11 protein-coding genes are annotated in these 15,491 nt (G+C 70.4%); 9 read left to right on the top strand and 2 right to left on the bottom strand.

What is annotated here, in order from left to right:
* Positions 1-96: 96 nt before the first annotated feature.
* Positions 97-1,698, top strand: a complete 1,602-nt coding sequence (gene purH / locus ABD767_RS01560) for a bifunctional phosphoribosylaminoimidazolecarboxamide formyltransferase/IMP cyclohydrolase (protein WP_103043688.1) — start codon at positions 97-99, stop codon at positions 1,696-1,698.
* A gap of 98 nt (positions 1,699-1,796) precedes the next feature.
* Here purH and hemL read toward each other — a convergent pair whose 3' ends face one another.
* Positions 1,797-3,110 (bottom strand): glutamate-1-semialdehyde 2,1-aminomutase, encoded by a 1,314-nt coding sequence (hemL, locus tag ABD767_RS01555; RefSeq protein WP_103043652.1) that lies wholly within the window; start codon positions 3,108-3,110, stop codon positions 1,797-1,799.
* On the bottom strand, positions 3,094-4,008 hold the full coding sequence (thiD, locus tag ABD767_RS01550; protein ID WP_103043653.1) for a bifunctional hydroxymethylpyrimidine kinase/phosphomethylpyrimidine kinase: 915 nt from the start codon (positions 4,006-4,008) through the stop codon (positions 3,094-3,096). Before thiD ends, hemL begins: the two co-directional genes overlap by 17 nt.
* A 221-nt stretch (positions 4,009-4,229) precedes the next feature.
* Between thiD and ABD767_RS01545 the strand changes: the two genes are divergently transcribed.
* From ABD767_RS01545 to pyrR, 8 genes are all read left to right on the top strand, one after another.
* Positions 4,230-4,634 carry a response regulator gene (locus ABD767_RS01545; protein ID WP_425549880.1) on the top strand — a complete coding sequence of 135 codons (405 nt, stop codon included), beginning with the start codon at positions 4,230-4,232 and terminating at the stop codon, positions 4,632-4,634.
* The gene (locus ABD767_RS01540; protein ID WP_103043655.1) at positions 4,634-4,999 is read left to right on the top strand and encodes a response regulator; all 366 of its coding nucleotides are present in this window, start codon (positions 4,634-4,636) and stop codon (positions 4,997-4,999) included. The genes ABD767_RS01545 and ABD767_RS01540 overlap by 1 nt, the downstream gene beginning before the upstream one ends.
* Positions 5,000-5,102: 103 nt before the next feature.
* Positions 5,103-5,630 carry a chemotaxis protein CheW gene (locus ABD767_RS01535; RefSeq protein ID WP_103043656.1) on the top strand — a complete coding sequence of 176 codons (528 nt, stop codon included), beginning with the start codon at positions 5,103-5,105 and terminating at the stop codon, positions 5,628-5,630.
* 73 nt (positions 5,631-5,703) lie between these two features.
* Positions 5,704-7,971, top strand: a complete 2,268-nt coding sequence (locus tag ABD767_RS01530; protein ID WP_103043657.1) for a methyl-accepting chemotaxis protein — start codon at positions 5,704-5,706, stop codon at positions 7,969-7,971.
* A 30-nt stretch (positions 7,972-8,001) separates the two neighbouring features.
* Entirely contained in the window at positions 8,002-13,833 is a 5,832-nt protein-coding gene (locus ABD767_RS01525) for a hybrid sensor histidine kinase/response regulator (protein ID WP_103043658.1), read from the top strand.
* A 95-nt stretch (positions 13,834-13,928) separates the two neighbouring features.
* On the top strand, positions 13,929-14,552 hold the full coding sequence (locus ABD767_RS01520) for a YqgE/AlgH family protein (RefSeq protein ID WP_103043659.1): 624 nt from the start codon (positions 13,929-13,931) through the stop codon (positions 14,550-14,552).
* The gene (ruvX, locus tag ABD767_RS01515; protein ID WP_103043660.1) at positions 14,549-14,962 is read left to right on the top strand and encodes a Holliday junction resolvase RuvX; all 414 of its coding nucleotides are present in this window, start codon (positions 14,549-14,551) and stop codon (positions 14,960-14,962) included. The genes ABD767_RS01520 and ruvX overlap by 4 nt, the downstream gene beginning before the upstream one ends.
* A complete protein-coding gene (pyrR, locus tag ABD767_RS01510; RefSeq protein ID WP_103043661.1) occupies positions 14,962-15,489 on the top strand; it encodes a bifunctional pyr operon transcriptional regulator/uracil phosphoribosyltransferase PyrR in 528 nt (175 codons plus the stop codon). Before ruvX ends, pyrR begins: the two co-directional genes overlap by 1 nt.
* Positions 15,490-15,491: the final 2 nt, after the last annotated feature.

The following is a 15,491-nucleotide window of genomic DNA, read 5'->3' as shown; positions in this document are numbered from 1 at the left end:
CGCCGCCCGCGGGTGCGCCGCGCCGGGTGTCGCCCCGCGGCCTGCCGCGGGCCGCAATCGTTTTGAAACTTGAAGGCCGAGATTGCCATGACTGCCATGAATGCATTGATTTCCGTCTCCGACAAGAGCGGCATCGTCGACTTTGCCCGCGCGCTGCACGCGCTGGGCGTGCGCCTGCTGTCTACCGGCGGCACCGCCCAGCTGCTGGCCAAGGAGGGTCTGCCCGTTACCGAGGTGGCCGAGGTCACACAGTTCCCCGAGATGCTCGACGGACGCGTCAAGACGCTGCACCCCAAGATCCATGGCGGCCTGCTCGCGCGCCGCGACCTGCCGGCGCACATGGCTGCGTTGGCCGAGCACGGCATCGACACCATCGACCTGCTGGTCGTCAACCTCTACCCCTTCGAGGCCACCGTGGCCAAGGCCGGCTGCACGCTGGCCGACGCCATCGAGAACATCGACATCGGCGGCCCGGCCATGGTGAGGAGCGCCGCCAAGAACTGGAAGGACGTGGGCGTCGTGACGGCTGCCGACCAGTACGACGCGGTGCTGGCCGAGCTGAAGGCGCACGGCAAGCTGAGTGACAAGCTGCGCTTTGCGCTGTCGGTGGCCGCATTCAACCGCGTTGCACAGTACGACGGCGCGATCAGCGACTACCTCTCTTCCGTGCAGTTCGAGGCCGAGAAACTCTCCGAGGCCTACGTACCCGAGCGCAGCCTGTTCCCCGGCCAGAGCAACGGCCATTTCATCAAGGTGCAGGATCTGCGCTACGGCGAGAACAGCCACCAGAGCGCCGCCTGGTACCGCGACCTGTATCCCGCGCCCGGCTCGATTGCCACCGGTGTGCAGTTGCAGGGCAAGGAACTGTCCTACAACAACATCGCCGACGCCGACGCCGCCTGGGAATGCGTCAAGAGCTTCAAGCTGCCCGCCTGCGTCATCGTCAAGCACGCCAATCCCTGCGGCGTGGCCGTGGGCACGAATGCGCTGGAGGCCTACGGCAAGGCCTTCCAGACCGACCCGACCAGCGCCTTTGGCGGCATCATCGCGCTGAATCGCGCGGTCGACGGCGCGGCGGCGCAGCAGATTTCCAAACAGTTCGTCGAGGTGCTGATGGCGCCCGACTTCACGCCCGAGGCGCTGGAGGTCTTCAAGGCCAAGGCCAACGTGCGCCTGATGAAGATCACGCTGCCGGCCACCGGCGGCGAAACGCCGTGGGCGCAGGGCCGCAACGCCATCGACGCCAAGCGCGTGGGCTCGGGCCTGCTCCTGCAGACGGCCGACAACCATGAGCTGCAACTGCCCGACCTGAAGGTGGTCACCACGTTGCAACCCACGCAGGAGCAGGTGCAGGACCTGATGTTCGCCTGGAAGGTCGCCAAGTACGTCAAGAGCAACGCCATCGTGTTCTGCAAGGGCGGCATGACCATGGGCGTGGGCGCGGGCCAGATGAGCCGGCTCGATTCGGCGCGCATCGCCAGCATCAAGGCCCAGGCCGCGGGCCTGAGCCTGCAGGGCACGGTGGTCGCGAGCGACGCCTTCTTCCCCTTCCGCGACGGCCTGGACGTGGTCGTCGATGCCGGCGCGACCTGCATCGCCCAGCCGGGCGGCTCGATGCGCGACCAGGAGGTCATCGACGCTGCCAACGAGCGCGGCGTGGCCATGGTCTTTACCGGCGTGCGCCACTTCCGCCACTGATACATCGCTGGATCGGTGCATGCGCACGTGAAAACGCCCGGCCTGCAGCCGGGCGTTTTTGATGGTGACGCGAACCCGTCGCCGGGACAGCGCCAGCCTTATTTGCGGCCCAGCGCGGCAAACGCCGCGCGGGCAGCGGCGACGGTCTCCTCGATGTCGGCCGCGCTGTGTGCGGCGCTCACGAATCCCGCTTCGTACAGCGCTGGCGCAATGTACACGCCGCGATCAAGCAGGCCGTGGAACAGCGCGTTGAAGCGTTCGCGGTCGGTCTCCATCACGGCCGGGTAGTTCTGCGGCAGCTCGGGCAGCAGGAAGAAGCCGAACATGCCGCCCTCGCTGTCGGCGCAGAAATCCACACCGGCTTCCTTGGCCGCGCCGGCCAGGCCAGCCGTCAGCGCGCGCGTGCTGCCCGCCAGCCGGTCGTAGAAGCCGGGTTGGGACACCTGCGCCAGCGTCGCCAGGCCGCAGGCCGTGGCCACCGGATTGCCCGACAGCGTACCCGCCTGGTAGACCGGGCCCAACGGCGCCAGTTGCTCCATCACCGCCCGTTTGCCGCCAAAGGCCGCCAGCGGCATGCCTCCGCCGATCACTTTGCCCAGCACCGTGATGTCGGGCGCAAAGCCCGGGATCTGCTGTGCGTACACGCTTTGCGCGCCGCCCAGCGCAACGCGAAAGCCGGTCATCACCTCGTCGAGGATGAGCAGCGCGCCGTGCAGCGTGCACAGCTCGCGCGCACGCTGCATGAAGGGCACGCTCGCGCGCACGAAGTTCATGTTGCCGGCAATCGGTTCCATGATCACGCAGGCCAGGTTGTCGCCATGCAACGCAAAGGCTTCTTCGAGCTGCGCCACGTCGTTGTATTCCAGCACCAGCGTGTGCTGCACCACCTCGGGCGGCACGCCGGCGCTGGTGGCGTGGCCAAAGGTGGCCAGGCCCGAGCCGGCCTTGACCAGCAGCGAGTCGGCGTGGCCGTGGTAGCAGCCGTTGAACTTGATGATCTTGCTGCGCCCGGTGGCACCGCGCGCCAGTCGGATGGCGCTCATGCCGGCCTCGGTGCCCGAGCTGACCAGGCGCACCATCTCCATCGACGGCACGTAGCGGATGATTTCCTCGGCCAGCTGCACCTCGCGCTCGGTCGGCGCGCCGAAGGAAAAGCCGTCCAGCAGCGCCTGCTGCACCGCTTCGACCACCGCCGGGTGGCCGTGGCCCAGGATCATCGGGCCCCAGGAGCCGATGTAGTCGATGTGGCGCTTGCCGTTGGCGTCCCAGAAATAGGCGCCCTGGGCGCGCTGCACGAAGCGCGGCGTGCCGCCGACGGCCTGAAAGGCGCGTACCGGCGAGTTCACGCCGCCGGGAATCACACGGCGGGCGCGCTGGAACAGGGTGTCGTTGAGGTCAGTGGGTCGTGTCATCGCGGGTCAGGTCCAAAGAGGCAGAAGAAGAGGTGTCGTCGTCCGGGGCGTCGTCGCCTGGTTCGGCCCAGTACATGCGGTCGGGAATGGCGTGGCCCATGCCCAGGTGCAGCGCGGCGCCCAGGCTGGCGTCCAGGTAGGCCAGCGCTTCGGGCACTGCCTGCTCCAGCGAGCAGCCGCTGGCCAGCAGCGCGCACAGCGCGGCCGACAGCGTGTCGCCGCAGCCGATGAAGCGCCCCGGCAGCCGCGCCACCTTGTGGCTGGCGATCACCGTCTCGGCGCTGGCCAGCTGGTTGTCCAGCACCGCGTCGGGCTGGGGCATGCCGGTGACCAGCACATAGGGCGTGCCGTGCTGCTGCGCGGCGGCGGCCAGGTCGCGCGCGCTGGGGCTGCGCGCGCTGTCGTGCTGCGGCAACAGCCAGCGCCACAGCGTGCTGTGGTTTCCAACCAACACCGAGGCCAGCGGCAGCACCAGCTCGCTCATCGCGTCGTGGTAGTCGTCGATCTCCTCGGACGTGCACCAGGGCAGGTCGGGCATGTGCACGATCAGCGGCAGGCTGTCGTAGTCGCTGGCAATGGCTGCCACGGCCGCCAGGTTGTCGGTATTGGCGGCAAAGCCGAGCTTGATCGCGCGCACTGGCAGGTCTTCGAGCACGGCGGCCGCCTGCTCGGCCACCAGCTCGGCGCTCAGCGCGTGGTGGGCCAGCACGGCGCTGCTGTCGCGCACCAGAATGCCGGTGGCCACCGGCGCCGGGTAGCCGCCGATGGTGGCAATCGTGGTGATGTCGGCGGCCAGGCCGCCAGCGCCGCAGGGGTCGTTGGCGTTGAAGCTGAGCACGCACGCCGGCTGCAGGCCGCCGGGGGCCGCAAGAGGGGTCTCGCTGGGGGGAAGATTCATCGGGAGCGCCTGCGCAGCAGGGGGCTTGAAAGCCGCATGGGTGCCAAAACCGTTGGCTACAATCGTTGCATTCTAAGTGCTTGCCCCTTAAGCTGGGTTGACGTAGCGGCTTTGCAGCGCTACGGCAAACGCGGCCAACCAGGGAGGGCGGCTATAAGGCGACGCGAGGCATGCATTCGTGCGTGCAGACGTTGCGTGAAACCGGCAGGAGTGGCAATCAATTGACAGCAACAACGACCGGCTCCACCTACAGGGTGCTCGTGGTGGACGACAGCAACACCATTCGGCGCAGCGCCGAGATTTTTCTCAAGCAGGGCGGCCACGAGGTGCTGCTGGCCGACGATGGCTTTGACGCGCTGTCCAAGGTCAACGACTACGCGCCGCAGCTGATCTTCTGCGACATCCTGATGCCCAAGCTCGACGGCTACCAGACGGTGGCCATCATCAAGCGCAACCCCCGTTTTGCCGATACACCGGTGGTGATGCTGTCCTCCAAGGACGGCGTGTTCGACAAGGCGCGCGGGCGCATGGTGGGCTGCCAGGAATACCTCACCAAACCATTTACCAAAGACCAGCTGCTGCAGACGGTGCAGCAGTTTGGCCTGGCGCGACAAGGAGCGATGTGATGCCGGTTCGCAAAGTGCTGGTGGTCGATGACTCCAGAACCGAATTGATGTACCTGACCGACCTGCTGCAGAAAAAAGGCATGCAGGTGCGCACCGCGCAGAATGCGCAGGAGGCGTTTGCGCGCCTGGCCGAGGAAAAGCCCGACCTGATCTTGATGGACGTGGTGATGCCGGGGCAGAACGGTTTCCAGCTCACCCGCACCATCGCGCGCGACCCGCAGTACGCCGACGTGCCCATCATCATGTGCACCAGCAAAAATCAGGAGACCGACCGCGTCTGGGGCTTGCGCCAGGGCGCGCGCGACTACATCACCAAGCCCGTCGACCCGGCGCAGCTGCAAAGCAAGATCGAGGCGCTGGGCTGAATGGCGCTCCAGGCGGCCCGCGGCCGCAACCCTTTCTCCATGCGCAGGCAGACCCGGGCGCCGGCCGCCAAGGCCTGCGCGGCAACCGCATAAAGCTCATCCCATGGCCAACCGCACCGCATTGAAGGAGTTGCAGACCCGTCTCGCGGCGCGGCTGCAGGCCGCCCGCACCGAGGCGGTGTCCGTTGCATCCTGGCTGGCGCTGGAATGCGCCGGCCGCCACTGGCTGGTGCCGCTGGAGCAGGCCGGTGAAATCTTCGCCTGGACCGACGTGGTCGCCGTCCCCTACGCCCAGCCCTGGTTTCTGGGCGTTGCCAACCTGCGCGGTGCGCTGGTGGGCGTGATCGACCTGGCCCGCCTGCTGGATCTGCCCGCAGCGCGCAGCGAGCAGGCGCTGGCCGAGTCCCGCCTGCTGCAGCTGGGCGGCGCGCTGCAGGTCAACGCCGCGTTGCTGGTCGACCGCCTGGCGGGGCTGCGCAGCGCGCAGGACTTTGCCGGCGAGCAGCCGCCCCCAGCCGGGCAGGCGGCCTATCTCGGCTCCATTCACACCGACGCGCAGGGCGTGCCCTGGCAGGTGATCGACATGCAGGCGCTGGCGGGCGATGCCCGCTTTCTGCGCATCGGGCTGTGAGAGTCCTCGCCACGGCCCGGCAGATGCGCAGACCGCGCTCCCGATAACCCCTTTCACCATTGCAAGGCCCACCATGTCCGTCGTTCCTTTCTTTGGCAGCCTGTTCCAACGCAGAACCCCTCCGTCCAAAGGGATGGAGGCAGACCCGCTGGTGTTGCGCGCCGACGGGGACGCGTTGTCTCCGACCTACAGCGGCGACGGCCACACCGTCTACACAGAGCTGGGCGCCGCCACGCAGATCCCGGCCGAGGTCGACGGACTGCCCGCCAGCAGCGACGCGGTGCGCCTGCCGCTGCTGGGCAACGCGCCGGCTGCGCGCCACCAGCGCCGCCTGCTGGTGCTGCTGGGCGTGGGCCTGGTGGTGCTGGCGCTGCTCACCGCCTGGGTGCTGCAGCAGGCCAACCGCACCGGCCAGCAGCTGAGCGCCGCGGGCCAGGCGCTGATGCAGTCGCAGCGGCTGGCCAAGTCGGTCACGCAGGCGCTGGTGGGCGCGCCCAACGCGTTTGCCGACGTGCGCGACAGCTCCGGCGTGCTGGCGCGCAACATGCGTGCGCTGGCCCAGGGCGACGACGTGCTGGGCGTGCAGGCGCTGGACGCGTCGTTTGCCCCCGAGATCGACGACCTCACCCCGCTGGTCGAGCGCGCCGCGCGCGAGGCGGGCACGGTGCTCAAGCAGGAACAAGCGCTGATCAACGTCGGCCAGGCGCTGCGCGCGGTCAACCGCGGCTCGTCTGGCCTGCTGGAGCAGGCCGAGACCGTGGCCGCGCTCAAGCTGCAGCAGCGCGCGCCCACGCCCGAGATCGCCGCAGCCAGCCGCCTGGCCATGCTCACGCAGCGCATCGGCAAATCGGTCAACGAGCTGCAGACCCCCGAGGGCGTGAACCCCGAGGCGGTGTTCCTGCTGGGCAAGGATCTGGGCAGCTTCACCGAGCTGGCGCAGGGGCTGCTGGACGGCAACGCCGAGTTGCACCTGGGCGCGGCCGGCGACGACAAGACGCGCCAGCAGCTGCAGGCGCTGATCGCCGGCTTTGACGCCACGCGCACCCAGGCCAGCGCCATCCTGGGCAACCTGCAGGATCTGGTGTCGGCGCGCGAGGCGCAGGACTACATCGTCTCGGACAGCGAGCTGCTGCGCCGCCACCTGCAGACGCTGCAGGCAAAGCTGACCGCACGCTCGGGCATGGGCGTGGGGCAGCTTGCGGCGCTGGTGGCCGCGGCGCTGTTCGTCGTGCTGTGCGGCGTGGGCATTGCCCGCGTGCAACTGCTCGACAGCCGCAACCGCCAGGCCGCGGCCGAGGTGCTGCAGCGCGACGCGCGCCGCCAGGAGAAAGAGGCCAAGCGCGTCAACGACGCCAACCAGGCCGCCATCCTGCGCCTGATGAACGAGCTGCAGTCGGTCGCCGAGGGCGACCTGACGCAGGAGGCGACGGTGACCGAGGACATCACCGGCGCCATCGCCGACTCGGTGAACTACACGGTCGAGGAGCTGCGCGCGCTGGTGGGCAGCGTGCAGAACACCGCCACGCGCGTGTTGCAGACCTCGGCACGGGTGGACAACACCTCCACCGAGCTGCTGGCCGCATCGACCGAGCAGCTGCGCGAGATCCGCGAGACCGGCCGCTCGGTGCTGGAGATGGCCGGGCGCATCAACGAGGTCTCGGGCCAGGCGCAGGAGTCGGCCAGCGTGGCGCGCCAGTCGCTGCAGGCGGCCGACACCGGCCTGCAGTCGGTGCAGAACGCGATCGGCGGCATGAACACTCTGCGCGACCAGATCCAGGAGACCTCCAAGCGCATCAAGCGCCTGGGCGAGTCGTCGCAGGAGATTGGCGAGATCACCGAGCTGATCTCCGACATCACCGAGCAGACCAACGTGCTGGCGCTCAACGCCGCCATCCAGGCCGCGTCCGCCGGCGAGGCTGGGCGCGGCTTCTCGGTCGTGGCCGAGGAAGTGCAGCGCCTGGCCGAGCGCTCGGCCGACGCCACGCGCCAGATCGCCGCACTGGTCAAGGCGATCCAGGGCGACACCCAGGACGCGGTGGCGGCGATGGAGCGCTCGACCCAGGGCGTGGTCGAGGGCGCGCGCCTGTCGGACGCGGCGGGCAGCGCGCTGACCGAGATAGACAGCGTCTCGCGCCGCCTGGCCGAGCTGATCGAGCAAATCTCCAGCGCCTCTCAGCGCGAGGCAGGTCTGGCCAACGAAGTGGCCGAGAACATCCAGCACATCTTTGCCGTGACCGAACAGACCAGCGAGGGCACGCGCTCGACGGCGCAGCAGGTGCGCGCGCTCTCGCAGGTGGCCGAGGAGCTGCGCCAGTCGGTGGCGCGGTTCAAGATCGCCTGACCCCCGCCCGACCGCAGCAGGAACGCATTCATGGCAGCAGCAACAATGGACAACGCCCTCGCCACCGCGCCCGAGCCGGCCCTGGCGCACCACGACTTGGCGCCGCTGGCCTGGGTGCTCGACGAACTGCGCAAGGCGCTGGAGTCCTCGGTCAAGCAGTTGCGCCGCTTCGTGCGCGAGAGCGACGCGGCGCGCGAGTCCGACCTGGCCGCGCTCGACGGGGCGCCGCTGCGCGCGGCGCGCCAGCAGCTGCACCAGGCGGGCGGCGCGCTGCAGATGATCGGCATGCAGCCGCCGGCGCTGCTGCTCTCCGCGATGGAGGCGGCGGTGCAGCGCTTCGTGCTCAAGCCCGAGCTGTGCACGCGCGAGGCGGCCGCACTGCTCGAACGCGCCAGCTTCGCGCTGATCGAATACCTGCAAAAAGTGCTGGCGGGCAAGAGCGCGCCGGCCGTCGGCCTGTTTGCCCAGTACCGCGACGTGCTGGCGCTGGCCGGCGACGCCAGCGCCCACCCGAGCGACTTGTGGGAGCACGACCAGCCGCTGCGCAATGTCGAGCTGCCCGGCGTGCAGCCGCTCGTCTACGGCCCCGAGGCACGCACGCTGCTCGACCGCGCGGTGCTGCGCCTGGTCAAGAACGCGCAGGACGCACAGGCCGCACGTGACCTGGTGCAGGCCAGCCTGGGCTTTGCCAGCGCGCAGGCCGAGCCCGGCGCGCGCGCCTTCTGGCAGGCCAGCGCCGGCTTCTTCGATGCGCTGGCGCACGGGCTGCTGGCGCCCGACGTCTACGTCAAGCGCATGGCCTCGCGCGTGCTGCTGCAGTACGCAGCCTTTGCCAAGGGCGGCGCAGAGGTGGCTGACCGCCTGGTGCAGGATCTGCTGTTCTTCTGCGCCCAGGCAGGCGACGCCGCTGCTGCGCCCGTGCTGCAGGCGGTGCGCCGCGCCGCCGGCCTGGAGCAGGCGCAGCCGGTCGCCTACGGCCAGCCGCTGTACGGCCTGTTCGACCCGGCGGTGCTGGTGCAGGCGCGCAAGCGCATCGCCGTGGCGACCGACACCTGGTCGGCGCTGTCGGGCGGCGACGCGCACAAGCTCAAGGCCGCGGCCGACCACTTCAGCCTGGTGTGCGACTCGCTGCGCAAGCTGCACCCGGGCAGCGAGCCGCTGGCGCAGGCGTTGACCCAGGCGGTGGAGGCCACGCTGCGCTCGGGCCAGCCGCCCGACGCGGCGCTGGCGATGGAAGTGGCCACTGCGGTGCTCTACCTGCAGGCCGCGTTCGAGGAGCTGGACGCCGCGCAGCAGCACATGGACGCGCGCGCCACCCACCTGGCCCAGCGCTTGCAGGGCGTGATCGCCGGCGGAGAGCCCGAACCGCTGCAGCCCTGGATGGAGGAGCTGTACCGGCGCGTGAGCGACCACCAGACCATGGGCAGCGTCGTCGGCGAGTTGCGCGCCACGCTGGCCGAGGCTGAAAAGTCCATGGACCAGTATTTCCGCGACCACAGCGACATGGTCGCGCTGTCCAGCGTGCCTGGCAGCCTGCAGCAGATGCGCGGCGTACTGTCGGTGCTGGGCATGGACGAGGCATCGCGCGCCGTCGTCGGCATGCGCGAGACCGTGGAGCGCCTGCTCGGCGCAGAGGTGTCGGAGCAGGAGCAGCCGCGCGTCTTCGAGCAATTGGGCGGCAACCTGGGCGCGCTCGGCTTTCTGATCGACATGCTCAGCTACCAGCGCGCCATGGCGCGCAAGCTGTTTGCCTACGACGAGGCAAGTGGCGAGCTGCGCAGCCTGATGGGGCGCAGCAGCGCGCCCGCCGTTGTGCCCGCAGCGCCCGCGGCAATGCCGGAGGCTGCCGCTGCCCTGCCGGGCTTGCCGGCTACCGATGCCGGTGCGCCGGCAACTCCGCCCGCGTCCGCGCATGAAGAGGAAGACGACGGCGAAGAAGAGCTGCTGGACATCTTCCTGGAGGAGGCGCGCGAGGTGGTTGCCAACGGCCTGGCCGCGGCCGATGCGCTGCAGCGCGAAGCCGCCGATCTGAGCGAGCAGACCACGCTGCGCCGCGCCTTTCACACGCTCAAGGGCAGCTCGCGCATGGTGGGTCTGGCCGCGTTTGGCGACGCTGCCTGGGCGATGGAGCAGGTGCTCAACGCCTGGCTGGCCGAGCAGAAACCCATTCACGCGCCGTTGCTCGAACTCTCGCGCCAGGCGCTGGCCGCGTTTGGCCGCTGGGGCCAGGCCATCGCCGACGGCGACGCCACCGCCTGGCAGGCCCAGCCCTTCATCGACGCGGCGCAGGCCATGCGCAGCGAAGGCCGGCTGGTGGCGCTGGCCGTGCCGGGGCAGGAGCAGGAGTTGGTGCAACCGGTGCCGTCGGAGCGGGAAGAACCCGCGCCGCCGGCCGTGCAGGACGAGCCCGCCGAGGCGCTGGATGCCGGCCTGCCGGCGTTGGACGCCGACCTGGACGACGACGCATTCGCGCTGCCCGACTTTGCCGACACGACGATCGACGAGGTGCGCCCGATCGACGACGCCGCGCTGCAGGCGTTCGAGCTGGCGCCCGACGCGCCCGAACTGGCGCAGTTCGACTTTGCCGCCTTTGCCGACGCGGCGGCCAGCCCTGCCGCCGAGCCCGAAGAACCCGCCGAAGACTTGCTGGACGGCCCGTCGGAAGACGTTGTAGATGCAGAGGCCGGTTCGGCCTCTGTGATGGACCTGGCACAGGATGAGCCGCCGGCAGAGGAGGGCGCGCCGCCGCCGCATGAAGCCGCCAGTGAAGGCCACCAGCACCCGGACGAGGGCCAGGCGGGCGGCAGGGACGAGGAGGACGACGCGGCCGAAATAACCGATGCCGCAGCGCAGGCCGAGTCACCGCAGCGGCCGTCGGCGCGCATCATCGAGCTGCACCCGCCGGTGCTGCCCGAGGAGGAGGCGGTCAAGCTCATCGGGTCGCTGCGCATCCCGCTGCCGCTGTTCAATGTCTATCTGAACGAGGCCGACGAATGGTCGCGCCGCCTGGTCACCGCGCTGCAGGAGTGGGCGCTGGAGCTGCATCGGCCGGTGCCCGACGACGCGATCGCCTTTGCCCACGCGCTGGCCGGCAGCTCGGCCACCGTCGGCTTTGACGTGCTGTCGCGCCTGGCGCGGCTGCTGGAGCACACGCTGCAGCATGTGCAGCCGCAGGTGAGTGGCACGCCCGCGCAGGCGCAGGTGTTCAGCGCGGCGGCCGACGAGATCCGGCGCCTGCTGCACCAGTTCGCCGCGGGCTTTCTGAAGGATGCCGACGCACGCATCGGCCAGCAGCTGCAACAGGTGCTGGACGCCGAGGTGCTCGGCGCGCTGGGCAGCCCGGCGCCGGCCGATGCGCAGGCGCTCGCCGACGCCGATATCGATGCCGATGCCGATGCCGACTTTGTCGACGCGGCGCTGGCGCAGGGCGGCCCCGAGCGCAGCACCGCGGATGCCGCACCGGCCGAGGACGCGGCAGCGCTGCAGGCGCGCCTGGCGCGCGAGCAGGAGGTGGATGCGCGCATTGCCGCTGCCGCTGCCAGCCACCTGGTGCACGAGGACGACATCGACCTGCTAGACGTCATCGACCCCGATCTGTTCCCCATCTTCGAGGAAGAGGCGCTGGAGCTGCTGCCGGCCACGGCCGCGGCGCTGCGCCAGTGGGCGCGGCGCATTGGCGACACGGCAGCGCGCAGCAGCCTGCTGCGCGCGCTGCACACGCTCAAGGGAAGCGCGCGCCTGGCCGGCGCGATGCGCCTGGGCGAGATGGCGCACCGGCTGGAGTCGGCCGTGGAGCGCATCGACCTGGACAGCGCCAGCGAGCGCGACGTCGAGCCGCTGCTGGTGCACCTGGACGACCTGCAGGCCAACTTCGACGCGCTGCGCACCATCGGCGCGCAGCCGCTGAGCGAGGCGGTCACCGTCGCGCCGGCGCCGGACGGCGTGCCCGCCGCATCTGCTCCCGTGCCCGTGCCTGCACCCGCTGCCGCACCCTTGCACGGCGGCGGCCCGATGGTGCGCGTGCGCGCGCAGCTGCTCGACCGCCTGGTGGGCGAGGCCGGCGAGGTGATGATCGCGCGCTCGCGCCTGGACGCCCGCATGGGCCAGCTGCGCGGCTCGCTGGCCGACCTGACCGGCAACCTCGACCGCCTGCGCCAGCAGCTGCGCGACATCGAGGTGCAGTCCGAGTCGCAGATGCAGTCGCGCCTGGCGCTGTCCAAGGACACGGCCGCGGGGTTCGACCCGCTGGAGTTCGACCGTTTCACGCGCGTGCAGGAGCTCACGCGCATGATGGCCGAGTCGGTCAACGACATCGCCACGGTGCAGCGCAACATGCAGCGCGTCATGGCTGGCGCCGAGGACGACCTGGTCGCCCAGGCGCGCCAGGCGCGCGAACTGCAGCGCGACCTGCTGCGCACGCGCATGGTCGAGTTCGAGAGCATTGCCGAGCGGCTGTACGCCGTCGTGCGCCAGGTGTCCAAGGAGACGGGCAAGTCGATCAAGCTGGACATCGAAGGCGGCTCGATCGAAATGGACCGCGGCGTGCTCGAACGCATGGCGCCCGCCTTCGAGCATCTGCTGCGCAACTGCGCCGACCATGGCATCGAAATGCCCGAGCAGCGCGCAGCCGCGGGCAAGAGCGCCGCCGGCACCATCCACATCGCGCTGCGCCAGGAGGGCAACGACGTTGCGGTGCAATTCAGCGACGACGGTGCAGGGCTGGATCTTGAGCGCATTCGCGCCAAGGCGGTCGAGCGCGGCCTGCTGGCGCCGGACGCGCAGCTGGATGCGGACCAAGCGTTCGAGCTGATCTTCTCGCCGGGCTTCTCGACGGCCAGCGCGCTGACCGGGCTGTCCGGTCGCGGCATCGGCATGGACGTGGTGCGCACCGAGGTCAACGCACTGGGCGGGCGCATCGAGACGCAATCCACACCCGGGCAGGGCACCTCGTTCCGCCTGGTGCTGCCGCTGACCACCGCGGTCACCCAGGTTGTGATGCTGCGCGCCGGCGAGCGCACCTTTGGCGTGCCCGCCAGCCTGATCGAGATCGTGCGCCGTGTGCCGCTGGCCGCGCTGGAGCAGGCATACGCGCAGCAGCAGTTCGACGAGGGCGGCACGCCGCTGGCGCTGTACTGGGCCGGCGCGCTCCTGCAGGCCAGCGGCGCCAGCCAGGAGGCGGGCGCCGCGAAGACGCGCCCGGTCGTCATCGTGCGCAGCGCGCAGCAGCGCCTGGCGCTGCACGTCGACGAGGTGCTGGGCAACCAGGAAGTGGTGGTCAAGAACCTGGGGCCGCAGCTGTCGCGCCTGCCGGGGCTGGCCGGCATGTCGGTGCTGGCCTCGGGCGCGGTCGTGCTGATCTACAACCCGGTGGCGCTGGCCACCGTCTACGGCGAGCAGGCGCGCGCGCTGATGCAGCAGGCGGGCGCGGATACCGCGCAGCCCCAGGCGCCGTCGACCGGCGCGGACGGCGCAGCCAGCCAGGTGCCACTGGTGCTGGTGGTCGACGACTCGATCACCGTGCGCCGCGTCACCCAGCGCATGCTGCGCCGCGAGGGCTACCGCGTCGCGCTGGCCAACGACGGCCTGCAGGCGCTCGAACAATTGCAGCACGAGCGCCCGGCGCTGGTGCTGTCGGACATCGAGATGCCGCGCATGGACGGCTTCGACCTGCTGCGCCAGATCCGCGGCCACGCGCAGTGGGCCGATCTGCCCGTGGTGATGATCACCTCGCGCATCGCGCAAAAGCACCGCGACCTGGCGCTGGAGCTGGGCGCCAACCACTACCTGGGCAAGCCCTATTCCGACGACGAGCTGCTGGGACTGGCGCAGCTGTACACGCAGGCCAGCGCGGTGCCGGCGTAGCGCGGGCGCCGGATAGGCGCCGGTGCGCGGCATTCGCCGCCACCGCGCCGGGCAAGCGGCCCACGGGAGGATTGCCCGGCCGTAAAATCGGCGCCATGCCTGTTGCCACCGCCGACGCCACCAACCTGACGAACCACTTCCTGATCGCCATGCCGGGCATGGAGGACAGGGCGTTTGCCCGCAGCGTCGTCTACCTGTGTGAACACAACGCACACGGGGCGCTCGGGCTGATCATCAACAAGCCGACCGACATCGATCTGCAGGGCCTGTTCGACAAGGTCGACCTGTCGCTGGGGCGCGCCGACCTGACGCACGAGCCGGTCTTCATCGGCGGGCCGGTGCAGACCGAGCGCGGCTTCGTGCTGCACGACGCGATGAGCCCGCCGCCCACGGCGGGCGGCGACGATGCCGAGGCGCAGGACACCAGCCCCTACGCGTCGACGCTGGTGATTGCCGGCGGCCTGGAGATGACCACCTCGCGCGACGTGCTGGAGGCGCTGTCGCACGGCGTGGGGCCGCGGCGCGTGCTGATCACGCTGGGCTATTCGGCCTGGGGCGAGGGCCAGCTCGAATCGGAGCTGGCCGAGAACGCCTGGCTGACCGTGGACGCCGACGCAGCGGTGATCTTCGAGACGCCGGCGGACGAGCGCTACGACCGTGCGCTGGCGCTGCTGGGCCTGCAGGCCTGGATGCTCTCTCCCGAGGCAGGGCGGGCATGACCGCGCCTGCCGCCGAGCCCGTGCCCGCCCATCTGCAAAGCTTTCTGGCGTTCGACTTCGGCCTCAAGCGCACCGGCGTCGCCGTCGGCACGCGGCTGCTGGGCACGGCCAGCGGGCAGCCGACGATACGCGCCGAGGGCGACGCGCGCTGGGTGCAGGTCGCCGAGCGCCTGCGCGAGTGGCAGCCCGACGCGCTGGTCGTTGGCGTGCCGTTTCACCCCGACGGCGCGGCGCACGAGAACACGGCGCGCGCGCTCAAGTTCGCGCGCCAGCTGCGCGGGCGCTACGGCCTGCCGGTCTATGAAGTGGATGAGCGCTACAGCACGACCGAGGCGCTGGCCGCGGGCGCGCGCGACGCCGACGCGGCGTCGGCCTGCATCATCCTGGAGCAATTCTTGAGGAGTCTGTGATGAACCCCCCTGTTTCCGCCACCGGCCACCTGGCGCTGGACGCCGAGTTGCTCTACGGTGAGCTGCTGCGCGGCGTGCGCACGCTGGTGCAGCCGGGCACACGGCTGGCGGGCATTGCCTCGGGCGGCATGTGGCTGGCCGAGCGCCTGCAGCGCGACCTGGGCCTGGAGGGCGAGCACGGCGTGCTGTCCTCGGCCATGCACCGCGACGACTTTGCCCGCCGGGGCCTGGCCGCCAGCGTGCAGACGCAGCTGCCGTTCGAGGTGAACGGCGCCGACATCCTGGTGCTGGACGACGTGCTCTACACCGGGCGCACCATCCGCGCGGTGCTCAACGAGCTGTTCGACTTTGGCCGCCCGCAGCGCGTTCGTCTGGCGGTGCTGGTCGACCGCGGCGGGCGCCAGCTGCCGATCGCGCCCGACTTTGCCGCCGCGCGCGTGGTGCTGGCTCCCACGCAGTCGCTGTCGCTGGCGCGGGCCGAGGGCGGCCACCTGCAGTTCGACATCAAAGAGATCCAGGAGGTGTGACG

Source organism: Comamonas faecalis (genome assembly GCF_039538025.1).
In the GTDB taxonomy this organism is placed as follows: domain Bacteria; phylum Pseudomonadota; class Gammaproteobacteria; order Burkholderiales; family Burkholderiaceae_C; genus Comamonas_C; species Comamonas_C faecalis.
The sequence above is the reverse complement of the archived record's forward strand: the minus strand, read 5'-3'. Positions and strand labels throughout refer to the sequence as shown.

Coding starts and splice junctions, on each gene's coding strand:
- purH (WP_103043688.1), top strand. CDS start 97: ATGAATGCATTGATTTCCGTCTCCGACAAGAGCGGCATCGTCGACTTT.
- hemL (WP_103043652.1), bottom strand. CDS start 3,110: ATGACACGACCCACTGACCTCAACGACACCCTGTTCCAGCGCGCCCGC.
- thiD (WP_103043653.1), bottom strand. CDS start 4,008: ATGAATCTTCCCCCCAGCGAGACCCCTCTTGCGGCCCCCGGCGGCCTG.
- ABD767_RS01540 (WP_103043655.1), top strand. CDS start 4,634: ATGCCGGTTCGCAAAGTGCTGGTGGTCGATGACTCCAGAACCGAATTG.
- ABD767_RS01535 (WP_103043656.1), top strand. CDS start 5,103: ATGGCCAACCGCACCGCATTGAAGGAGTTGCAGACCCGTCTCGCGGCG.
- ABD767_RS01530 (WP_103043657.1), top strand. CDS start 5,704: ATGTCCGTCGTTCCTTTCTTTGGCAGCCTGTTCCAACGCAGAACCCCT.
- ABD767_RS01525 (WP_103043658.1), top strand. CDS start 8,002: ATGGCAGCAGCAACAATGGACAACGCCCTCGCCACCGCGCCCGAGCCG.
- ABD767_RS01520 (WP_103043659.1), top strand. CDS start 13,929: ATGCCTGTTGCCACCGCCGACGCCACCAACCTGACGAACCACTTCCTG.
- ruvX (WP_103043660.1), top strand. CDS start 14,549: ATGACCGCGCCTGCCGCCGAGCCCGTGCCCGCCCATCTGCAAAGCTTT.
- pyrR (WP_103043661.1), top strand. CDS start 14,962: ATGAACCCCCCTGTTTCCGCCACCGGCCACCTGGCGCTGGACGCCGAG.